The organism is Rufibacter sp. XAAS-G3-1, assembly GCF_013623775.1.
Lineage (GTDB): Bacteria > Bacteroidota > Bacteroidia > Cytophagales > Hymenobacteraceae > Nibribacter.
In genome coordinates this window covers 206,187-228,623 of the sequence record NZ_JABFAM010000007.1, presented here as the reverse complement: position 1 = coordinate 228,623, position 22,437 = coordinate 206,187, and the positions used below count along the sequence as shown (strand labels likewise).

Sequence of the window (22,437 nt, the reverse complement as noted above, 5' to 3'; positions counted from 1 at the left end):
ACCTATACAGCATGAAGATTGGAATTGTATGCTACCCTACCTTTGGCGGTAGCGGAGTGGTGGCTACCGAGTTGGGGAAAGCCTTGGCGCAGAAGGGGCATAAAGTCCATTTTATCACCTATAGCCAACCAGCCCGGTTAGATTCTTTCAACGAGAACCTGTTTTACCACGAGGTCAATATCCCCAATTACCCTCTATTCCAGTACCCTCCGTATGAACTGGCTTTGGCCAGCAAGATGGTAGATATTGTGCAGTTTGAGCATTTAGACGTGTTGCACGTGCACTACGCCATTCCGCACGCTTCGGCGGCGTTTATGGCCAAGCAGATCTTATTGACCAAAGGCATCCAGATTCCGGTCATCACCACGTTGCACGGGACAGACATCACACTGGTGGGCAAAGATGCTTCGTATGAACCGGTGGTCACGTTCAGTATTAACCAGTCAGACGCGGTTACCTCCGTCTCAGAGGACTTGCGCCGTGAAACCTATGAGTACTTCCCCATTGAGAAGGAAATTGTGGTGATCCCTAACTTCATCAACCTGGAGCGTTTCCAGAAACAGCGGAAAGAGCATTTTAAATCGGCCATTGCGCCGTTCGGCGAGAAACTGTTGGTACACACGTCCAACTTCCGGGCGGTGAAACGCATTGGCGATGTCATCAAGATCTTCTCCAAGGTTAGGGAACAGATGCCCAGCAAGCTGTTGCTGGTGGGTGACGGCCCTGAGCGCCCCAAAATGGAAAAGCTGTGCCGTAAGCTGGGCATCTGCGCCGATGTCCGGTTCCTGGGCAAACTGGAGGCCGTGGAAGAACTGCTCTCCATTGCCGATGTCTTCCTGATGCCTTCTGAGAAAGAAAGCTTCGGGTTGGCCGCCCTGGAAGCCATGGCCTGCGAGGTTCCGGTTATTTCTTCCAACGCCGGTGGCTTGCCTGAGTTGAACGTGCACGGGGTAACGGGTTTCGTGAGCAACGTGGGCGATGTGAAAGACATGGTCAAGAACACGCTGTTCCTGCTGCAAGACGGCCAGTTGCCTATTTTCAAAGCCAACGCCCTGGCCCGCGCCAAAGAGTTTGAGATCAGCAAGATTGTTCCCATGTATGAGGATGTTTACCTACAGGCCGCAGAGGCTGTTCGTACGCGAGTGTGATATTTGTTTCGTAAGGCACCCTCTTTCAGGAGAATTCTATCGTACTTATAGGGAAATCAGGTTTTACGTTAGTAGTTACATCAAAGAGTTAGGAAAGGGAATGATGAGTGACCACCAAAGACCTTAAAGCGGAAATAATAAAAGTATTGGATAACGTTCCAGAAAACCTCTTGGAGCATGTGCTTGCCTATGTACAGGAAGTAGAGAAGGGTACGGCCACCCAAACCAGGAACGCCCAGCATTTAAAAAAAATACTAGATGAAGACCGAGAGGTTCTAAGAAAACTTGCGCTATGATTAGCCTGCGGGAGGTAGATCAAATCCATACCCTGCTTATTGAGGAATTTGGGGGCGCAAAAGGAATAAGAGATGAAGAAGCCTTAGATGCTGCCTTGCACCGGCCCTACGCAACCTTTGACCAACAGGAACTCTACCCTACTCCGGCAGACAAAGCAGCAGCCCTGATAGAAAGCATCTTACTCAACCACCCCTTCATAGATGGGAACAAGCGAACCGGTTACGTACTAATGCGACTCCTACTTTTACAGTCTGCTCTTGACCTTCAGGCAACGCAAGAGGAGAAGTATGCCTTTGTCATCTCCATTGCCACCGGAGAAAGATCGTTTGACGGTATAAAAAAGTGGATAGAGGAGAAAACGGTACCTTCCCCCACTAGCTAACCACTCACCCCAACCTTGCAAAGAACATTCAGCAGCTATTTTAAGGCTAGATTTACCAAAACAGGCCTAAAACAATAATCAATTTTCAATCCTGCATTTTACGCACCCTTCATGAACCACGAAAAACCACCCCACTCGCTAGAAAACCCCTGGAATACCCTGGAGTCTACCCCCATTTACAGCAACCCCTGGATTAGCGTGCGCGAGGAGCAGGTCATCAACCCGGGGGGTGGCAGAGGTATTTACGGCGTGGTCTCCATGAAAAACAAAGCCATTGGCATCATTCCCGTGGATGACGAAGGCAATACTTGGCTGGTGGGCCAATACCGGTACACGGTGAATGAATATTCCTGGGAAATTCCCATGGGCGGCGGACCGATAGGCATAGACCCGCTGGAATCCGCGAAGCGGGAATTGAAAGAGGAAACCGGCTTTACCGCCGCTGAGTGGACGAACATTGGCCGCATCCATACCTCCAACTCGGTGACCGATGAGGAAGGCTTCATCTTTCTGGCCGAGGAACTGACCGCCGGTGAAACCGAGTTTGAGGAAACCGAAGACCTCAAAATCTGGAAATTGCCTTTGCACGAGGCGGTACGCATGGCCATGGACAGCGAAATCACCGATGCCATTAGCATAGCCGGTCTGCTGAAAGCCGAGAAGATCCTTCTAACCCGCCGCCCCAAATAAACGCTGGTGAGTGGCACTAAGTCTGGGCGGGGCGCGTTTGCCGTTTTAGAGCCGTTTTTCTGAAAACAGGCCAAAAAGGGAGTGACGGCAGGCACATGTGGTGCTTTTCTTAATAATTAGTAATTTTGGGAAAGATGAACGGATTAAAAGGAATCGGCAAAAAAGCATACTCGGTGTGGTGTACCGCCTGGTTTGTGTTACCTTTTCTCACCTCGTACCCACTTTTCAGGTTACTCATTGCCAAGCCCAGCCGCTTGAAGCACGCCCACCATCTGAACCGCCTTTGGTCTAAGTTTCAGTTGCGCATGTACCTGATGCCGGTGAAAGTAAAAGGCGTGGAGCAATTGGCCCCGAACCAGAAGTACGTTTTTGCGCCTAACCACAGTTCGTACATTGACATTCCCATGATTCTGGCGGCCGTACCGGGTTTCCTGAACTTCGTGGGCAAGAAATCCTTGACCAAGGTGCCGTTGTGGGGCAAGATCTATGAGGCGCTGTATATTTCAGTAGACCGTGACAGCCCCATCAGCAGTGCCAAAGCGTACATTGCCAGCAAACAGAGCCTGGAAGCGGGCCGCAGTGTGGTGATTTTCCCCGAAGGCAAGATTTCCCCGGAATCTGGCCGCAAACTGCTGCCGTTCAAAGACGGGCCGTTTAAACTGGCCATTGAGAAACAGGTACCCGTTGTGCCTATCACCATGCCGTACAACCACCTGTTTCTGCCCGATGTGAAAGGCAAACTCATTATCCGGTACCATCCGCTGGAAATGATCATCCATCGGCCTATCTCCACTGAAGGGATGACTTTGAAGGATCTGGAGTTCCTGAAAAGGCAGACCTTCACCATTATTCAAGAGACTTTAGACAAGAAAAACCATGAGCACCAACATAGAAACCTTACGGCAGCTGGCGCACTTAGCCCGGCTTGAGTTTGACGAGACCAAAGAGCAGGAAATGCTCAAAGACCTGAACAACATTCTGGACTGGGTTGACCAACTGCGCCAATTGGACACCCAGAACGTAGAGCCGCTCATCCATATCTCTGAAGAGCTGAACGTGATGCGGGAAGATATCGCGCAAAACACCGTGCGCCATGAAGACGCGCTGCGTCTGGCCCCGCGCAAAGACTCAGATTACTTCCGGGTTCCTAAAGTACTGGAGTAAGCCTGAATGAAGCTTTTCTCTTTCTGGCCGGCGGTAGAGCCCGGCCGCCGTTTTCTGTATTTTCTGTTGGCATTGCTGGTGCTGGGCACCACAGGCCTGAGCATCTACGGGTACTTTGAGGGCCAGCAACTGGTGTTTCCGCTGGAAAAACAAGCGGAGCTGTTTCCCGTTGAGGCCCACCTTCGTCCTTCTTCTCCCCTGCTCACGCCCCTGCGCGTGGAAGTGAACGCCTATCTGGTCACGGAGCGCTATGCCATTGGCGATATGCAGCTTCCGCTCTGGGCTACCTGGATTTATTTTGCCGGTTTGGCCGTGGCACTGGCCTTCTTCTGGACGCTCGCCAGCACCTTGAAACGTCTTCCGTACTACGGGGCGGCCACCTTGGGCATGCTCTGGCTTTCCACGTTCAACCTGGATTTATTGGGCATTTTTTCCCAAAACAGCCGGATCTTACTTCTCATCTCCCTGGGTTCTTTGGGCTTGGGAAGTTTTCTGTTCCAGGCGTTCTGGACGAGAGTCTCTTTTCTGCTGCGTTTTCTGGCCTTTGGCGGGCTTGTCCTGCTCTTAAGTCTGGCGCTGTTCCATTTCTCGCCCTTGCCTGCCCCGCTCACGGCCTTACACGTGGTCAACTACAGCACCCTGGCCAGCTTTGTATTTTCTGTGCTGTTTATGGTGTTGGTGGCCTATGAAAACCTGCACGGGCTGCTTTGGTTCAATACCCAGGCCCAACAGCCGCAACGCCGGTTCGGGCTGGTGCAGTTTGTACTTATTAGTGTGCTGTATCTGGGAAACCTACTGCTGTTGTATCTGCGCCAAACCGGCATGATTCAGTTTGACTTTTCAGGGCTGGATGCCTTACTGGTTTTCCTCTGCTCGGCGTTGGTGGGCCTCTGGGGGTTGAAGCAGCGGCAAGTGCATTACACCCAGTATTTCCGGTTTGAGACCGAGGCGGCTCCGCTGTACCTGGTGCTGGCGATGCTTACGTTCCTGAATCTGGGCTACGCTTTTCTTCTGGCCAATGACCCCCTGGTACAAGCCTACCGTAGTGCCGTTACCCTCACGCATCTTGCTTATGGCGTAGCGTTCTTTGTTTACGTGCTAGTCAACTTCGGGCCGCTTTTAAAGCAAAGATTGCGCGTCTACAAAGTAGTGTATGATCCGCGCCAGCTGCCTTATTTCACCGTGTACCTCATGGGCACGGTTCTGTTGGTGGTGCTTGTCCTGCGCAGCAATTATTCTTTTTATTTCCTGCACCAGGCCGGATATTACAATTACCTGGGAGATCTTTACCGCCAAACCGAAGAACAGCCGCTCCTGGCCGAGCAATTCTACAATGAGGCCAGTGTTCAGTCCCGAAACAATCAACGCGCCAGTTTCTCCCTCGCCGACATGTACCACCAGGGCGGCATGCGTACCCTGGAGATGAACCGCCTGCAGGAAGCCCTGGAAAGAAAACCATCGCCGGAAGGCTATCTGCGCCTGACCAACCTGTTTACGTCTTCCTCAGACCTGTTCGACCATTTGCGGGTGCTACAGGAGGCGGTGAAACATTTTCCTACCCATGCGCCCCTGCTGAACAACCTGGGGCTGCTGTACGGTACCACTTCATTCGCTGACTCAGCAGGATTCTACTTAGACGCGGCTCTGGCCCAAAGCCAGGAACCCGAAGTAATACAAGCCAACCAATTAGCCTATTTAGCGAGCCACGGATTTCCGCAGCAAGCCAAGGAGTTCGCCCGGCAGTACGCGGCCGGCACTTACGGCCCCTTGCTCACGAACCGGATGGCTATTTCCCTGGCTTTGGGTGCCGCCACACCGCAGAATCTCCCTCCCTTGCCCCAGGACAGCCTGCTTAGCACCCAGGCTTTCGCCAGTTTCTATAACCGGCACCTCTTTGCGGGAAACCAGAAAGACCCGGCCACTTTGACCAGGCTCAACATGTTGTTACGGCAGGAAGAGAACCAAGCGTTTCTGGATGACTTGACTTTGGTGAAGTCGCTGCTGCTCCACCAAGGCACGGCCTCTGCTCCGCAACCCGCGCAGGCCAAAGCAACCCTGGAGTTTCTGGCGGCCAACAGCGGCGGAGCGGCGGGCTACTATTATGACATTCTGGGCCAGTGGATGTTGCAAGGCAAATTGTACCCCTTGGCCGCTGATTACTTCCTGAGAGCCCGGCAAGCCGGTTACCGTGATGCGCATTTGCACGCAGTGGTGGCCCTGGCGTTAGCAGGCAATTTCCAGCAGGCCGCGCAAATTGCCTTCGGCACGAATGATTTTCCGGAATCTTGGCAGCAGAAGGCGGCTACCCAAATTGCCATAGCCTCGCAATTAACGCCCGAACAAGCCACCACTGCCCCAGACTCTCTGAAAGTACAGTTCCTGCAGTTACGGGCTGCTTCTTTGCCTTTGGCACAAGTGGAGAACGTAGCGAACGGCATTACCACCCCAGCCTTGGCCCCGGTAGCAGCCTTGCCTTTGGTTCAGCGGTATCTTCAGGAAAACAATTTCACTACCGCTCAGAATCTGCTGCGCATCCATTTTCCGGCCAGTTTCCCTAAAAACAGCCTGAAATCAGAAGCCAATGTGTTGCAGGCGGAGTTGTGGTGGAAAAACGGACAAGTACAGGAATTGACGTCGCAGTTGCCTACGCTCTATTTCAGTCCGCAAGATGCGGGATTTAAACTTTATTACCAGGCTTTGCTGGCCCAGCGTAATAATAATGCCAAAGCCGCGACTAATCTATTCAACCAGCTACTGCAACGGGCACCTTGGTTTGAAAAAGGGCAGTTGGCCGCCGCCGATTTCTTTATCGGCCAAAAGCAACCCATGCGGGCGTATGACCTTTTGCTGGAAGGCATCGGGTATAATCCCACCTCGGTAACGTTGCGCAAAGCCTACGTGAAAGTGGCGTTGAGCCAAGGTTTACGCGACTATGCGCTGCAAGGCCTGGAGCAGTTGGAACCTTTGGTAAGTCCTCAGGAATACCTTACTTTTAGAAAAGAAATAGCCCCCCAATTGCAGGCCAGCGAGGCCCTGCAGCAGGAATGGCAATAAAGAAACCGTATGAGCACCATCATTAAAACCGAGAATATCTCCAAGATGTACCAGATGGGGACTGAAACCATTCATGCCCTGCGGTCTATTTCCATTGAGATAAAGAAAGGCGAATATGTGGCGTTCATGGGCCCATCCGGCTCGGGTAAATCCACGCTCATGAACATTGTGGGTTGTCTGGACACCCCTACCTCGGGCACCTATATTCTGAACGGCAACGACGTCAGCAACATGGCCGACAATGAACTGGCGACGGTGCGCAACAAAGAGATTGGGTTCGTGTTCCAGACGTTCAACTTACTACCCCGCTCCTCTTCGCTGGACAACGTGGCTTTGCCTTTGATTTACGCCGGTTACGGCAAATCTGAGCGCAATGAACGGGCCATGGAAGCGTTGAACAGCGTGGGGCTGGGTTCCAGAGCGCAGCATAAACCCAACGAGCTTTCGGGCGGGCAGCGCCAACGCGTGGCCATTGCCCGGGCACTGGTGAATGACCCCAGCATTATTCTAGCCGATGAGCCTACCGGTAACCTTGACACCAAGACTTCTTACGAGATCATGGGTTTGTTTGAGGCCCTGCACGCCAAAGGCAACACCATTATCATGGTAACCCACGAAGACGACATCGCCCATTACGCCCACCGCATTGTGCGCCTGCGCGACGGGCTGATAGAGTCTGATGAAATGAACCAGAACATTACGGTGCCTGCCCTACAGGCGGCCGCTTTGAACACCTCTGAATGAAAATTTACACCAAAACCGGTGACAAAGGCGAAACCTCCCTCATTGGCGGTACCCGGGTAAAGAAATCACACCTACGCATTGAGGCGTATGGCACCGTAGACGAGCTGAACTCGTTTCTGGGCGTGGTACGTGACCAGGATGTGAATCAGAAACGGCAGGCTTTATTCTCTGAGATACAAGACCGCCTGTTTACCATCGGTTCTACCCTGGCCACTGACCCGGTGAAAGAAGGCAAAGTCCAGACCCCAGACCTCCACCAAGGCGACATAAAACTGCTGGAAGAGCAGATGGATCTGATGGATGAGCAACTACCGCCTCTCCGCAACTTCATTTTGCCCGGCGGCCACCCGGCCGTTTCGTTTTGCCACGTGGCCCGTACCGTTTGCCGCCGTGCCGAGCGCCTGGTGATTGCGCTACAGGAAGAATCGCACGTAGATGACCTGGTGGTGCAATACCTCAACCGCCTATCTGACTTTCTCTTTGTGCTGAGCCGCACCATCGGGTTTGAGCTGGGAGTCAAAGAAATTACCTGGAAGCCTCGTATGTGAGGCTTTTTTTAGAGCTTGTTTAAATTTCAGGTTTGCTGGCTCAACTAGTCAGAGAAAGGTTCTGCGGAAGCGTTTTTTGAGCCGCGTAGCGGCGCTACGGGCCATAGAAAGACGAACGCAGGTTCTTTCTATGGCCCGTAGCGCAAAGATGAAATTTAAGCAGGCTCTTATTCAGAATTGCCAGAATCGCGTATATTACTCACCATATCACCTAATCTATGCAAACAGAATCCATGTCTATTCATACTACCGTTACCACCGCCAGTCAGTTAGCCGATCTTGATTTAGAAAACCTGCAGTTCGGGAAGGTCTTTGCAGACCACATGCTGGAGATAGATTACAAAGACGGTGCCTGGCAACAACCGCGCATTCTTCCTTACGGCCCAATTCAAGTAAGTCCGGCCGCCGCCGCCCTGCATTATGGGCAAGCCATGTTTGAAGGAATGAAAGCCTACAAAACCCAGGAAGGCAACGTGGTGCTTTTCCGGCCGCAGGACAACTGGGCCAGAATGAACAAATCGGCCGTTCGGTTGTGCATGCCCGAGATTCCGGAGGAACTGTTCATGGAGGGTTTGAAACAGTTGGTGGCGTTAGACGCTGACTGGGTTCCGCAGCGCCCTGGATATTCGTTGTACATCCGTCCGTTCATGTTCGGGTCTGAGGGCCTGCTAGGGGTTCGCCCGGCGTCAGAATACAAGTTCATGATCTTTTGCAGCCCCGCCAGCGGGTACTACGCTGAGCCCGTGCGCGTGAAAATTGAAGAGCACTACACCCGTGCCGTGGAAGGCGGATTCGGCTTTGCCAAAGCGGCCGGGAACTACGGCGGATCTTTGCTCCCCGCTAAACTGGCCCACGAAGAAGGCTACCACCAAATCATCTGGACCGATGGCCGTGAGCACAACTACATTGAGGAATCTGGCACCATGAACGTCATGTTCGTGATTGACGGCACCCTGGTCACGCCGGCCCTGAGCACGTCCATTCTGGCAGGTGTCACCCGCGACAGCGTCCTGCAACTGGCCCGTGACTGGGGTGTACCGGTGGAGGAAAGACGCATTAAAGTGCAGGAGATTGTTGATGCTTATAAAGCTGGTACACTGGAAGATGCGTTTGGCACCGGTACCGCCGCCACCATAGCGCACATTCAGTCTATTACCTTTAGAGGGGATGAAATGATGTTACCGCCGGTTGCGGAGCGCACGCTCTCTAACAAGATCTCTGTTGAACTGGATAATATCCGTTACGGTCTGGCGCCTGATCCGCATGGATGGGTGGTGCCGGTGGTTTAAACTCCCTGTTATTTTTTGAATCCGTTTTGGGGCTGTTTTGCGAGAAACGGCCCCAAAACGGATTTTTTTTTGGAGGAGAGACGAGGTAATAGTTGGATCTGCCTTATGCTGTCACCTTGGTTTGTCCGGTTATCGCGTGTTAAGGTGCACGCCTTATGCTATTCCCTTGGCTTGTACGCTTGTTGCGTGGGTGCAAGCGCTGTATTGTTTCATCTGTTCCGCTAAGCGCTCACGGCCGCGAGGCCCCGTCTTCCCCTCGCGCACTGCCCTTTCGGCCTGGGAGGTTCTCTTCTCTTAGCTGAAGTCTATCTATGGCCAAAAGCGAGGCGCGCTCGGGGAAGACTGGAACTGGGGACAGTAGTAAAGGCCATTGTAGCAAAGGCAGTGGCAGTTATTGGTTGTACAAGTTATATTGTCCTTATTCCCTGTGCAAAGGCGTATTCCCCTCCTCGGAGGGGTAGGGGTGGGTTGTGTTTCATATTGCAAAAATGCCTGCTCAAAAGACCTTGCAGTGTCTTCAGACTGGCAAGCGTCTGTGCCAATCGCGTTTTAAGCCTGTTTTCACTAAATCAGGCCTAAAACGCTTTTCTTTGGCGGGGTGAAAGCAACGGGTTCTCTCCTCCTTCCAGATTGTCCAGAGTACAATCCTCACTACAACCTTTTCCACCAACTTTCCTTATAACTAGTATCTTTGTAAAAACGGCTATTGCGCCTATTTGCAGTAGCACACTCCTAATATGACCCAAGAACAAGTAAAAGAATTGAAAGGCCGAGTAGAGGCGTTGAGGAGGTATCTTTGACTACGATACCAAGAAAGAACAGATAACCAGCATTGAGGCGCAATCTACTGCCCCAGACTTTTGGGATGATCCCAAGAAAGCCGAGACGGTATTAAAGGAGGCCAAAAGCCTGAAGACCTGGACCGATGACTTTGAGGTGATGTCTAAGGCGGTAGATGACCTGGAGGTGCTTTTTGATTTCTACAAGGAAGGCGACGTTTCTGAGGAAGACATCACCGCCGAATATAAAGCCGCCGAAGCTTCGGTGGAAGGATTGGAGTTCAAGCGGATGCTCAGCAACGAGGAAGACCAGTTGGGCGCGGTGCTGGAGGTAAACTCCGGCGCGGGCGGAACGGAAAGCCAGGATTGGGCCGAGATGCTGTACCGCATGTACCTCATGTGGGGTGAGCGCAAAGGCTACACGGTGAAACAACTAGACCTTCAGCACGGGGAGGGCGCGGGCATTAAATCGGCGACGCTGCAGTTTGACGGGGATTTTGCCTACGGCTACCTGAAAGCCGAGATTGGCGTACACCGCTTGGTGCGCATCTCCCCTTTTGACTCGGGCGGACGCCGCCACACTTCCTTTGCCTCTGTGTTTGTGTACCCGGTGGTGGATGACACCATTGAGATTAACGTGAACCCCGGGGATATTGAGTGGGATACGTACCGCGCCGGTGGGGCCGGTGGGCAGAATGTGAACAAGGTAGAGACAGCCGTCCGCCTGAAGCACAAACCCACGGGCATTACCATTGCGGTGCAGATTGAACGCTCGCAGCTCATGAACAAGGAGCACGCCATTAGAATGCTGAAATCGCAGCTCTACCAGATTGAGGTCAACAAGCGCAATGAGGAGCGCGACAAAGTGGAAAGCACCAAAAAGCGCATTGACTTCGGTTCGCAGATCCGCAACTACGTGCTGCACCCGTATAAGCTCATCAAAGACATTAGAACAGGCGTAGAACGCACCGATGTGCAGAATGTGCTGGACGGTGACCTGGATGACTACATCAAAGCATTCCTGATGCAGGCGTAAAGTTAGATTTTCTAAAACGAGAAGGCCTTTCCGCAGCAGAGTGGAAAGGCCTTCCTGTTTTAAGGCTGTTTTCTGGCAAAGAGGCTACTACCAACTAAGTACGGAGACAGCATTACGTTATACTATTTGTCCTCCTGGAAGGATCTTGTGGGCGAACTAGAATAGCTTTGATGAAACGCTAATGCCGTTCGCCACCAAGATCCTCCCAGGAGGAAGATAAGTAAGTCAAACTAATTTTGTCCGCGTACTTACTTTGAAGCTGTTTAGAGTTTTATGCCTGTTTTTATAAAAACAGGCATAAAACGGCGATACAAGCGGATGCTTGCACTAGTGTGCAGATAAACCTCCTGTTTCTGGCCTGTTTCCATAAAAGTAGCCTAAAAACAACGGCACCAGCGGACGCTTGCACCAGAGGAATTGCTCTAAACGCCGATTAATGAAAAACTCTAAACAGGTTTTTTATTTGATTTGGCATAAAAGGGATGCTACGGCAAAAAAGGCATCCACAACTACTGCTCCCCGCTTCCAAGCACCTGTCTACTTTCTTGATTCTGTGCCCTGATATTCAGTTTCCTTTGATTCTTCTGGCTCAGTGGGCACAGGAAGCACTTTGAAACGCTTCTTCAGCAGATGATAGTGCCTGGTAGAATCTGCTTTTGCGGCGGGCATTGGCTGCTTTCTTCCTTGCAGTTTAGCCATTGGCATGTTGCTGTAGAACGGCGTCACTTCTTCCTCCTGTTTCGCTGGTGGTGGGGTAGTAAAATCAGGTAGTGCTCTAGCAATAAGGTTTCGCCCGTTCTCTTGAGGCATCTCAAACTTAAAGGCTGACCTGTCTGCCTTCTTTTTAAACTTTAACCGCGGCAATAGTTCAGGACTTTTCTGGGCCTTGGTACTATCAGTAGGTGCCTGGGCAAAAGCTGTTCCAACCGCTAAAAACAGCACGAGCACCGCAAAGATCTTCTTTTCCATTTCTGATGCTTCTTTCTAAACGTAGGTTAATAGGTAAACATAGTTACTATATCGTCACAATGTTGAGGAATTCCTCGTCAGGGTTCCAGCTAAGCCTAATTGGTGCAGTGGGGTCTTGCTTGGTGACTTCCACTTTCTGGATCTGGCGGATATCCGCTAATAAATAATCAGGATTTACCTGCCTGTTGTTCACCAGCACTTTCAGTCTCCGCTGCTCTGCCGGTACCTGGAAATGGTCTAACACTCCGCTTAACCGGTACAGCTGCGGGTTTCCTTTGACAGCCGCCACTACCACGCCGTTTTGGCCTTTGGTGCCATACGGCTTCACCGCCCCAGCATTCTTGTAGACCTGGAGCACCTGCACATCTGACTCGTACACAATCAAACTCTGCCAGTAAGTCTCCTGCGAATTGATGAGCACCAGCGGAACTTTCACAGGAAAAGAAGCAATGGCAGTTTTGGGGTATACTTCTGGCCTTGAGGGCAGCTGCGCAGAGGCAACGCTCCCCGTCACCAGCAGCAGGACAAATGAGAGGCGAAAGGATGTTTTCATATCAAAAGATGAAAAGGTTCATTTCCTTGATACGTTAAATGCAAAGCCAGGGCGCAGGAGAGATCAAAAAACCTTTATGCTTTCTCTTTGATTCTCAGCTTTCCCATCTTTCAGCACTACTATGAAGATAGTGGTTTTTACGGAGCCAACAAAGCTTTAAATTCAATCCTTCTGCTGGAGCGCGCAGTTTGCCTTGGTTTGCATTTTTGGTAAGAAAGCAAAACACGGTAACCGATTTACGCCTACTTCCTGAAAAACAGACCAAAAACACCTAGTGGTGATGTATGCGCCTTGGAAGATGGTGGAGCGCCAGAACCCACCCCAACCCCTCCCAGGAGGGAAATTCTACTTTGCAGAAGATGGGAATGCGTGTAAGAGACCAGGCATGCCTGGTCTCTACGGGTTCTATCAGTAGCACCACTTCTGCTACTTTCCCCAGTTCCAGTCTTCCCCGAGCGCGCCTCGCTTTTGGCCCTGGACAGGCAAAACTAAGAGCGAATATCTTCTCAGGCCGAAAGGGCAGTGCGAGAGGGGAAGGCGGGGCCTCGCGGCCGTGAGCGCATACCGCCAAAGATGAAACAACACAGCACGTGCACCCACGCAGAAAGCGGAAAAGCCAGGGGAATACCGTATGGCGTGCACCCGCCAATATCACCAAAGAAGCCAGTTATGAACCAATAGAGGTATAAAACAGAAATATAAGCCTTGTACCCTTACGTAAAGCTATAGAACCCTTACAGAAGCCCTCCTGTTGAACCCATCCCATTTCCTGCATGTTCACCAAACAGCTACTTCCCTGAATCCAAAGTAGCAGATCTTCAAACCTTTACTGATGAACCTGCACCCATATAGCTCCTTGCCTCAGCAGGGAATAAAAATAGTTGATAAATGCCGCTGGCTTCTGCTTCTTTTTCTGCCCTTCCTGCTGGTCATCGGCGGCGCCGGGAAACCTGCGGCCAAACAGGAGCCTTTGGTACTCAAATCTGAGCAGCTGCCTTTCCAGACCAAGGAGTTTTATGTAGCCGATGTGGTGGACGAGCGCCAGAACCCCAAAGCGGTGGGCTTACTAGTGCCTACCGCCCCTACAACGACCACTGCCGCGCCTCAGGCCGTAGATTTCCAGGGGGGCAGTGTGGCGGCCATCAAGAAATACATCAACGAAAGTTTCTCGCACAACTCTAAAGCCCGCCCTATTATCATGCGGCTGAAAGAATACCAAGTCACAGAGAAGCCGAGGGCCGGGGGCCGGGTGGAAGGACAAGTCCAGATCTCGGCGGCTTTTGAGGTGCAGCGCGAAGGCAAGAGATTACACTTGTTTAATTATAAAAGCGGCGCGCGGTACGCCCGTCCGGTGAACAGTTTGGCCGTGGTGGAACCTACCTTGAGGAAGACTTTGTCTGAATCACTGCGCTACCTCACCCTCTGGATAGACAAAGAGGCGGCCCACAATGAGAAACTGGCGCGGGAAATAAAGGTGCATTTTGAAGACTACAAGCAACACCAAGACGATGATACCCTGTTCTATGACCCAGACCGGCCATTGAACTGGAGCGATTTCAAGGGCGGTTCCCGAATCTCGGGCAATTATGCAGCTACGGTTTTCCCCGGGCTTTCCAATGACATTCACTCTACCGTTGAGAATGGCGTGATTCATATACGGGTCTCTACCAAACCGTACATCCTGCGCAATTTGTCTAAGGTGCTGCCAGATTCCAGAACGGAGTACACCCTCAACCATGAACAGCGCCACTTTGATATCCTGAAACTGGTTTCTGAACATTACAAGCAGCGGTTAAGACCCGAGAAGCTTACCCTGGAAGACTATGAAAGCATTATCAGATACCAGTACCTGGAAGCGCTGTGGGAAATGGACAAACTGCAGAAACAGTATGATGGTGAAACCAGTCACGGCCTCAACCGCGTGGCCCAGGAAAGATGGAACCAGAAGATAGACCAGGAACTGCGCGAACTGAAGATTAAGCCCTAGCTACACCTGTAAACCAAAAAGGCGGATACTCCTCTAAGAGTATCCGCCTTTTTGGTGCCGTTTTTGAGAAAATCGGCTTAAAACAGAAAACGCTTAGCCGAAGATTTCATTCAGCACTCCGGCCAGGCGCACACCGCCTTTTAGAAGCTGATCATTCATGGTTTGCACGTAATCAAAATTATAGCGGTAGCTAAGGTTCTCTCCGGGCTTAGTAATACCTTTGTACAACTGCTGGGCAATCTGGTAAGACTCAAAAAACCAGATAGGGGCCAATTGTTTCTGCCACGTTTTTACCTGGTCTTTGGAGGCAAAATTGAGGGCGGTGGCGTACTCGGTGTAGCTTAACTGTTGGTGCTCCAGCAACTGCGAATCCCATACCCGGTGCAGGTTGGAGGGCTGGTTGAACCACTCCACCCTAATGCGGTTGCCGCCCAGGTCTTCGGGACGGCCAACGTGCATGGGTTGGTGCACATCTCCCACAAAATGGATCAGCAGCCGCAGGTACGTGACCTGCCGGACTTGGGGCAAATCCTTTTTCTTTAGTTCATTCTGAAGAAACTGAATGCGGGTGTAGGCATCTGTGGCGGTGTCCTGCTGGAGAAACGCTTCCACCTCGCTCTGGGTCAAGCCTTGTTTCAGATTCACGTAATGCCATTTATCTAAATAGTCATACGCCGGATCAGACTTGACAAAGTCGGCCCAGTTGCTGGCCATGGCAATGGATTCATTGCCCAGTATCTTTTTGATGTTCTTTCTGGCCTTGGAGGAAAGGTGACGGTCGGCTATTTCGCCCACAATGCGGTGCCCCAGCATGCCCCACGCCATGGACTGGAACGGCAAATACAGGAAGACGCTGAATACAATCAGTTTTTTGAAAACGCTCATGCTTTGGTTGGATGGTTTGGAATCGGAAATACAAAAGTAGGTCAAAAAACCGGCATCGCCCTACCTTAACTGATTCTTGCCTGTTTTCTCGTAAACACCCTTAAAACGCCCTTCATGCCTGTTAAACTTTGCCTTTCGTGCTGCAAACGGCCAAAGAGAGAACCTGCGCTCGCGCTTCCCTCGCTTTCGCAGCGTTGCTATGAGGCTCTGATACAGGCTTCCGTAGAACCTTAACTTGCCAGTTGAGCTTACGAATCCAAAAATTACAAAAGCCCTTAAAAATCACGCACGGAACAAACCACGGCGCTGGCCAGATGTGGCTCTTCCATCAGTTTCATTACTTTTTGGGCCACATCTTCTGGGGACACCAAGGCACCTTGCGCTTTGTAGTCCCTGAACTGCTCAACACTGCTGAACTGCCCTGCATCAGCAGCCCTGATCTGCTCCTGCATCTCAGTGTCAATCAAACCCGGGGACAGAGAGAACACCTGTACACCCGTTCCTAACTGGTCTTGCTCCAGCTGCGCCGTTTGCGAGAGCATGTCCAGCGCGGCTTTGGAGGCGCAGTAAGCCGCCCAACCGTCTTTGGCTCTCTGCCCGGCCCCAGAACTGATGTTCACAATCATTTTTTTGCAGTTGGGGCGGTGCTGGTAGCTTTGCAGAAATAGGTTCATAAGCATGGCCGGCACAATCACGTTCACGTCAAAGACGAACTCAAAGTGCTCATTCTTGCTCTGGCCAACGTAGCCAATCTCCCCAATCACCCCGGCGTTGTTCACCAGCACCAGTTTCTGGGCATCTTCAAATGGCGCGAACACTTTGTGCAGGTTATGCTCCACCCCGGCAATGTCTGAAAAGTCCAGCGGCTGGTGCCGATAGCGGGCATGCGTGATGGTGCTGTTGCGGGAAACGCCCACTACGCAGTTATTTTCGTCCTCTAACAAGGCCTCGGCCAGGGCTTTTCCCAACCCCCGGCTGGCCCCGGTGATGATGTAGTAGTTCATTTCTAATCAATTAATAATTGAGAATTAGGGATGACTGAAACCGAATTCCATTTCAGCATACGCAAAAGTACTCTAGCAGAGTTTAGCTTTCACCGTTGGCCTTGTGGAAGCATTAGTTCTGTTTTCAGCGGTATTTTGGGAAAATGGCCCTAAAACAGAACACTCGCTCGCCTCTGGCGAATGGGGGATACCTGCGGCCTCTGGCCGCCTCTTGGCCTATGCAACCTCTCACTATGGCGCGGAAGTTACTTCCGTGCCATAGATAATTGGTAGTAGTTCTGTTTTCAGCGTCATTTTTGCAAAATAGGCTCAAAACAGAAAGAGCCGCTTCCCTCTGGCAGCGGCTCTTTCTGTTATAGTTTTGTCATCTTGGAATGATCTTGTGAGCGAACTAGAAAGGCTCTGAATAGCTGCTGTTACCGTTTGCCCACAAGATCCTTTCAGGAGGACAAGAGGAAAAAACTAATTCCTAATTTCTAATTCTACAAAATGTATTGGCTCAGGTCGCGGTTTTTCACCATGTCCCGGAGGCGTTCTTCTACCAGTTCTGGGGTGATCATGAGGTGCGCGTTGGGCGGAATGGTGTCTGGCACTTCAAACAAAATATCATTGAGCAGGCGGCTCATGACGGTGTGCAGGCGGCGGGCACCAATGTTCTCCACCTCGGCGTTTACCTCAAACGAGATTTCGGCCAGTTTGCGCAGGGCTTCATCGGTGAAGCTGAGTTCCACCCCTTCGGCCCGGAGCAGTTCTTCGTACTGCTTGGTCAAGGCGTTCTTGGGAAACTTCAGGATTTGGTAGAAATCGTCTTTGCTCAGGCTTTGCAGCTCCACTCTGATGGGGAAACGGCCCTGCAGCTCAGGAATCAAATCTGACGGTTTGGCCACGTGAAACGCCCCCGCGGCGATGAACAGAATATGGTCGGTTTTGATGACGCCGTATTTGGTGTTCACGGTGCTGCCTTCCACAATAGGAAGTAAATCGCGTTGTACGCCCTCGCGGCTTACGTCTGGGCCGCTGCCGCCTTTGCCGCTGGCACTGGCTACTTTGTCAATCTCGTCAATGAAGATCACGCCGGCGCTCTCGGCTTTCTGGATGGCTTCTTCTTTGACTTCGTCCATGTCAATGAGCTTGGCCGCTTCTTCTTCCAGCAGGATTTTACGCGCTTCGGCAATGGTCACTTTGCGCTTCTTGGTTTTCTTGGGCATCATGTTCCCAATCATTTCCTGGATGCCCGCCATCTGCATTTCATCCATGCCCGGCCCCATGACGCCCACGCCCGAGGACGGACTCTGCGACACCTTGATGTCAATCTTGCGGTCTTCCAGCTCGCCGTTCCGGATTTTTTGTCTGAACCGCTCGCGGGTACGCTCATTCAGTTCCAGGTCGCTATCGGGCATCTCAGCAGAGGAATGATTGTTGCCGCCGAAGCCTACCATGTCGCGGTTGCCCGGCTGGCTGATGGGCGGGATGAGGGCATCCAAAATCACTTCTTCCACCAGGAGGGCGGCCTGTTGCTTTACTTCTTCTTTTTTGCGGGTTTTCACCATGTTCACGGCCTGTTCTACCAGGTCACGCACCATGCTTTCCACGTCACGGCCCACGTAGCCCACTTCAGTAAACTTAGAGGCTTCTACTTTGGTGAAAGGGGCATCGGCAATGCTGGCTAGGCGGCGGGCGATCTCGGTCTTTCCCACGCCAGTGGCCCCAATCATCAAGATATTGTTGGGCACAATTTCTTTCTGCATCTCGGGATCCGCGTGCATCCGGCGCCAGCGGTTACGCAAGGCAATGGCCACGTTCCGTTTGGCATCGTGCTGCCCAATGATATATTTATCTAACTCGGCTACAATCTGCCTAGGGGTTAAATACTTACTTGAATCTAGCATATTTATGGAGTGATTGAGAGAATGAGTGCTTGAATGAGTAATAAAAGCCTGCTCATTCTTTGTACTGGTTATCTTCTTTTAAACGGTGAACTACCGGTTTGTTTTAATTTAAGTTCATCTGTTCAGACGCTCACCTGCCTTAACGTCTTATGCAAAAAGTTGTTGGTGAGAACTGCCAACAGCGGTTTTAACGGTTTTCGGCTTCTTTTCCAGAAATCAGCCCCAAAACGCCTATCCCCTTCCCACATCTTCAAATTTCCACATCTTCCCCTCCTACAAACATCAATCCAGCTTCTTTTTCAGGAAACGGTTCAAATCTGTGTTGAGGGTGAGGTAATTGCTGGCCCCGGCTACGTGGTACTTGGCATAGGTGTATTCAAACCGAAAGGCGTGCACTTTGACGGAAGCCCCGAAGGAATACCCGGCCATGCCGCCAACGTTTTCTACCACCAGCTCTTTTCTGCGGAGGTGGTTATAGCCAGCCCGCAGTTGAAAGCCCGGCCCCAGAATAAACTCCCCGCCTACCACAAAGTGCCTGGCCAGCTTATCACCGAAGGTTTTCTCGGCTTTCACTTCTTCGTTGTTCTCGTTGATGGCGCCAGGTTTATCTGGGTCAAGGTAGACAATGTCAAAGCGTTGCAGTTGGTGCGCCGTCACTGACAGCCTGAAAGGGGCGTGTTCTGGTTTAAAGCTGGCCCCAAGTTGAATGTCTAGCGGCATGTCTTCGCGCTCGCCGTTGTCATAGGGCTTCAGCATCACGCCCAGATTCCTGATGGCCAGGCCTATCACAAAATCCTGCTCGGGGTGTTTGAAGGTTCCGCCTAGGTCTACCAGCATGGCTACGGCCTGGTCTCCGGCAATGCTGGAAACGGCAACTTTAGCCGTGCCCCCCAAGGTGAAAGGCGCAATGGTGGCGGCATGCGACAAGGAAACCGCGTAGTCGCGCACGTGAAAGCGGCCCTCTTCTACCCCGGCCTCATTGGTTTGGGTGAACGAACCATAGTCCAGGTACTGGATGCCCACGGCGTTTCGGCCCCAACGGCTGCTTTCAAAGGTGTAGTTGACATTATTCTGGCTTACATCAGCTAAATAATTCAGGTGCGTGAGTCCCAGGTGGTGATTGGTTTTGCCGTGCATCAACGCCGGGTTGGCCCCTGCGGCATTCACGTCTTCCAACCCCGAGGAAACGTTGACCCCGCCCAGCGCCGCTACCCGGGCGTGCGTGGGCACGTCCAGAAACCGAAACACAGAACGCCCTCCCATCTGGGCGGAAGCCGGTTGCCCGGCGGCAACCAGCATTAGACCCCAAAGGAGAAGGCGTTTCTGCATTCGTTTTCCAAAAATAGGCTAAAATCAGCTTTCAGCTTTGGCCGGAACCGCTTCTTCGCGTACCCGCAGCTCTAAAGGTTTGGCCACTTTCTCCGGTAAGAGCGCATAATCAAGCACCTCGTCCACGCGGTCTACATAATGGATGTTGAGGCCTTCAATGTAGTGCGCCGAGATCTCGTTCACGTCCTTGCGGTTTTTCTGGCACAGAATCACATCTTTGATGCCCGCCCGCTTGGCGGCCAGAATCTTTTCCTTAATGCCGCCCACCGGCAGTACTTTTCCGCGCAGCGTGATCTCCCCGGTCATAGCCAAATGCGACCGCACCTTGCGTTGGGTGAACACCGAGGCAATGGACGTAAAGATGGCGATACCGGCGCTAGGCCCATCTTTGGGTACCGCCCCTTCGGGGAAGTGGATGTGCAGGTCATATTGGTCAAAGAGGCGGTAGTCAATGCCCAGTTCATCGGCGCGGGCGCGGAGGTAAGAAACCGCCGTAATGGCAGATTCCTTCATCACATCGCCTAACTGGCCAGACAGGGTCAATTTACCTTTGCCCCGGCTCAACAATGACTCAATAAACAGAATGTCTCCGCCCACCGATGTCCAGGCCAGGCCCGTCACCACGCCGGCGGTTTCGTTGTCTTGGTACAGTTCTTTGTCAAAAATCTCGGGCCCCAGAATGCGCAGCACGTCTTTGGGTTCCAGTTTAGCGGGCCATTCCTCTTCCATGGCTTTGGATTTGGCAATGTTCCGGATCACCGCCCCTAATTTGCGCTCCAGGTTTCTGACCCCAGATTCACGGGAATAGTCTTCAATCACCTTCTGGATGGCCGCCGTAGAGAACGCCACATCTTTGGGTAGCAGTCCATGGTCTTCCTTCTGTTTAGGGATAAGATGGCGCTTCGCGATTTCGGTTTTCTCCTCTACGGTGTAGCCGGTCACCTCAATGATCTCCATCCGGTCACGCAAGGCGGGGTGAATGGTATCCAGCGAGTTGGCCGTGGCAATGAACAGGACTTTAGACAGATCATACTCCACCTCCAGGTAGTTGTCCACGAAGGTGTGGTTCTGCTCAGGGTCTAGCACCTCCAGCAAGGCCGAAGACGGATCTCCCCGGAAATCAGACGTCAGTTTGTCTACCTCGTCCAGAATCATGACCGGGTTGGCGGAGCTTACTTTCTTGATCTGGCTGATGATGCGGCCCGGCATAGCGCCCACGTAGGTTTTACGGTGCCCTCTGATCTCGGCCTCATCGCGTACGCCGCCCAGGGCAATGCGCACGTATTTACGGCCCAAGGCTTTGGCCACGGAACGGCCCAGCGAGGTTTTCCCCACGCCCGGCGGCCCGTAAAGGCAAAGGATGGGCGCCTTCATGTCGTTCTTCAGTTTAAGCACGGCCAGGTACTCCAGAATGCGCTCTTTCACTTTCTCCAACCCGTAGTGGTCAGCGTCCAGAATCTTCTTGGTGCGCTTCAGGTTGAAGTTGTCTTTGGTGTAGTCGTTCCAGGGCAAGTCCAGGAGGAACTCGCAGTAGTTGAGGGAAATAGGGTACTCGGCGGCCTGCGGGTTGAGGCGGCTGAGTTTGTCCATTTCCTTGCTGAAGTGCTTGGCAACGGCTTCGGGCCATTTTTTCTTGGCGGCAGCGGCCCGCATCTTCTCCACTTCCTGCTCTGGGCCTTCCATGCCCAACTCATCTTGCAGCACCTTGATTTGCTGGCGCAGAAAATAATCACGCTGCTGCTCGTCAATATCCGTATGCACTTTGGTGTGGATTTCCTGCTTGATCTCCAGCATCTGGATCTCACGCATCATCAGTTGCAACAGCGTAGTGCCGCGCTCCACGCCGTCATTGATCTCCAGCAACTTCTGTTTCTGGGCTACTTCGGCGTTGATGTTGGAAGACAGGAAATGGGTCAGGAAGCTGGGGCTGTCAATGTTATCCAGGGCCACCTGGGCCTCCTGCGGAATCTCGGGGTTCAGTTTCAGGATTTTGGCGGCCGCCTCTTGCAAAGACTCCACCAGTGCCTTCACCTCTTTGCTGTTCTTTTTGGGGAACGTCTCTGGGCAGTAAGAAACCTTGGCTACCATGAACGGATCTTCCTGGGTTACCTCCTCAATCTTGAAGCGGCTCTGCCCCTGGATAATGATGGTGGTATTGCCGTCTGGCAGCACCAGCATTTTTAAGATCTTGGCCATGGTGCCTACCTCAAACAAATCGTCTGGCGTAGGTTCTTCGGCCGACATGTTCTTCTGGGCCACCACGCCCACGGTTTTGTCGCCGCGGTAGGCTTTGCGTACCAGCCGCACAGATCTCTTCCGGCTTACCGTAATGGGAATGACCACGCCCGGAAACAGTACTGTGTTTCTGATGGGCAGCAGCGGCAAGGAATCAGGGTTATTTTTTTCAGCGCCCTCTAGGTCATCCAACTCTGTGGTGATGATGGAGATCAATTCGCCATTGCCATCATCAGATAAATCAGTCAACATGAGTTGCTGTAGTAGGTTCTCTTGGGTATAATTCATACGTCGTGTCTCTGAGGATGCCAATTTGACAGCAACCCTCCCGTCGGTTCTCTTGTTTGTCTTGAAGATAGATACTTGTCAAGTCCTGTGCCAATATCTGGCGGGAAATCTGTTGCGTTTGGGATAAATTCAGCCTAGAAAGAGCTACATTTGGAAGAGCGTATTGA

Annotated in this window: 19 protein-coding genes; 12 read left to right on the top strand and 7 right to left on the bottom strand. The window is 52.1% G+C overall.

The window, feature by feature from the left end; translation table 11 throughout:
- Nucleotides 1-11 precede the first annotated feature (11 nt).
- The 11 genes from bshA to prfB all read left to right on the top strand — a co-directional run bounded on the left by bshA (nt 12) and on the right by prfB (nt 11,131).
- Nucleotides 12-1,148, top strand: a complete 1,137-nt coding sequence (bshA, locus tag HHO50_RS09530) for an N-acetyl-alpha-D-glucosaminyl L-malate synthase BshA (RefSeq protein ID WP_181305783.1) — start codon at nt 12-14, stop codon at nt 1,146-1,148.
- A gap of 107 nt (nt 1,149-1,255) precedes the next feature.
- Nucleotides 1,256-1,444 carry a hypothetical protein gene (locus tag HHO50_RS09525; protein WP_181305782.1) on the top strand — a complete coding sequence of 63 codons (189 nt, stop codon included), beginning with the start codon at nt 1,256-1,258 and terminating at the stop codon, nt 1,442-1,444.
- Complete coding sequence (locus HHO50_RS09520) at nt 1,441-1,827, top strand: type II toxin-antitoxin system death-on-curing family toxin (RefSeq protein ID WP_181305781.1); 387 nt, start codon at nt 1,441-1,443, stop codon at nt 1,825-1,827. The genes HHO50_RS09525 and HHO50_RS09520 overlap by 4 nt, the downstream gene beginning before the upstream one ends.
- A 111-nt stretch (nt 1,828-1,938) precedes the next feature.
- Nucleotides 1,939-2,517: an NUDIX hydrolase gene (locus HHO50_RS09515; protein ID WP_181305780.1), complete on the top strand. Its 579-nt coding sequence runs from the start codon at nt 1,939-1,941 to the stop codon at nt 2,515-2,517.
- Nucleotides 2,518-2,651: 134 nt separating this feature from the next.
- Entirely contained in the window at nt 2,652-3,446 is a 795-nt protein-coding gene (locus tag HHO50_RS09510) for a 1-acyl-sn-glycerol-3-phosphate acyltransferase (protein ID WP_181305779.1), read from the top strand.
- Nucleotides 3,394-3,681, top strand: coding sequence for an Asp-tRNA(Asn)/Glu-tRNA(Gln) amidotransferase subunit GatC (gene gatC / locus HHO50_RS09505; RefSeq protein ID WP_062542451.1), 288 nt, complete (start codon nt 3,394-3,396; stop codon nt 3,679-3,681). Before HHO50_RS09510 ends, gatC begins: the two co-directional genes overlap by 53 nt.
- Before the next feature lie 6 nt (nt 3,682-3,687).
- Nucleotides 3,688-6,735 (top strand): hypothetical protein, encoded by a 3,048-nt coding sequence (locus tag HHO50_RS09500; protein WP_181305778.1) that lies wholly within the window; start codon nt 3,688-3,690, stop codon nt 6,733-6,735.
- 9 nt (nt 6,736-6,744) lie between these two features.
- The gene (locus tag HHO50_RS09495; RefSeq protein ID WP_219921501.1) at nt 6,745-7,479 is read left to right on the top strand and encodes an ABC transporter ATP-binding protein; all 735 of its coding nucleotides are present in this window, start codon (nt 6,745-6,747) and stop codon (nt 7,477-7,479) included.
- A complete protein-coding gene (locus HHO50_RS09490; protein ID WP_181305777.1) occupies nt 7,476-8,027 on the top strand; it encodes a cob(I)yrinic acid a,c-diamide adenosyltransferase in 552 nt (183 codons plus the stop codon). Before HHO50_RS09495 ends, HHO50_RS09490 begins: the two co-directional genes overlap by 4 nt.
- Before the next feature lie 218 nt (nt 8,028-8,245).
- Complete coding sequence (locus tag HHO50_RS09485) at nt 8,246-9,316, top strand: branched-chain amino acid aminotransferase (RefSeq protein WP_181305776.1); 1,071 nt, start codon at nt 8,246-8,248, stop codon at nt 9,314-9,316.
- Between the two features lie 737 nt (nt 9,317-10,053).
- Nucleotides 10,054-11,131 (top strand): peptide chain release factor 2 gene (gene prfB, locus HHO50_RS09480; protein WP_181305775.1). Its coding sequence is split into 2 segments (ribosomal slippage): nt 10,054-10,113 and nt 10,115-11,131, totalling 1,077 coding nucleotides; the frame shifts between segments, so codons are not numbered across the junction.
- Nucleotides 11,132-11,668: 537 nt separating this feature from the next.
- Here prfB and HHO50_RS09475 read toward each other — a convergent pair.
- Both HHO50_RS09475 and HHO50_RS09470 read right to left on the bottom strand, forming a co-directional pair.
- Nucleotides 11,669-12,100 (bottom strand): hypothetical protein, encoded by a 432-nt coding sequence (locus tag HHO50_RS09475; RefSeq protein ID WP_181305774.1) that lies wholly within the window; start codon nt 12,098-12,100, stop codon nt 11,669-11,671.
- A 46-nt stretch (nt 12,101-12,146) separates the two neighbouring features.
- Nucleotides 12,147-12,653, bottom strand: coding sequence for a hypothetical protein (locus tag HHO50_RS09470; protein ID WP_181305773.1), 507 nt, complete (start codon nt 12,651-12,653; stop codon nt 12,147-12,149).
- 832 nt (nt 12,654-13,485) lie between these two features.
- Between HHO50_RS09470 and HHO50_RS09465 the strand changes: the two genes are divergently transcribed.
- Complete coding sequence (locus tag HHO50_RS09465) at nt 13,486-14,640, top strand: hypothetical protein (protein WP_181305772.1); 1,155 nt, start codon at nt 13,486-13,488, stop codon at nt 14,638-14,640.
- 93 nt (nt 14,641-14,733) lie between these two features.
- Here HHO50_RS09465 and HHO50_RS09460 read toward each other — a convergent pair whose 3' ends face one another.
- From HHO50_RS09460 to lon, 5 genes are all read right to left on the bottom strand, one after another.
- A complete protein-coding gene (locus tag HHO50_RS09460; protein ID WP_181305771.1) occupies nt 14,734-15,525 on the bottom strand; it encodes a S1/P1 nuclease in 792 nt (263 codons plus the stop codon).
- A 275-nt stretch (nt 15,526-15,800) separates the two neighbouring features.
- On the bottom strand, nt 15,801-16,529 hold the full coding sequence (locus tag HHO50_RS09455) for an SDR family NAD(P)-dependent oxidoreductase (RefSeq protein WP_181305770.1): 729 nt from the start codon (nt 16,527-16,529) through the stop codon (nt 15,801-15,803).
- A gap of 482 nt (nt 16,530-17,011) precedes the next feature.
- Entirely contained in the window at nt 17,012-18,418 is a 1,407-nt protein-coding gene (hslU, locus tag HHO50_RS09450; protein WP_181305769.1) for an ATP-dependent protease ATPase subunit HslU, read from the bottom strand.
- 282 nt (nt 18,419-18,700) lie between these two features.
- Nucleotides 18,701-19,747, bottom strand: coding sequence for a type IX secretion system protein PorQ (gene porQ, locus HHO50_RS09445; RefSeq protein WP_181305768.1), 1,047 nt, complete (start codon nt 19,745-19,747; stop codon nt 18,701-18,703).
- 24 nt (nt 19,748-19,771) lie between these two features.
- Complete coding sequence (gene lon, locus HHO50_RS09440) at nt 19,772-22,270, bottom strand: endopeptidase La (protein WP_181305767.1); 2,499 nt, start codon at nt 22,268-22,270, stop codon at nt 19,772-19,774.
- Nucleotides 22,271-22,437: the final 167 nt, after the last annotated feature.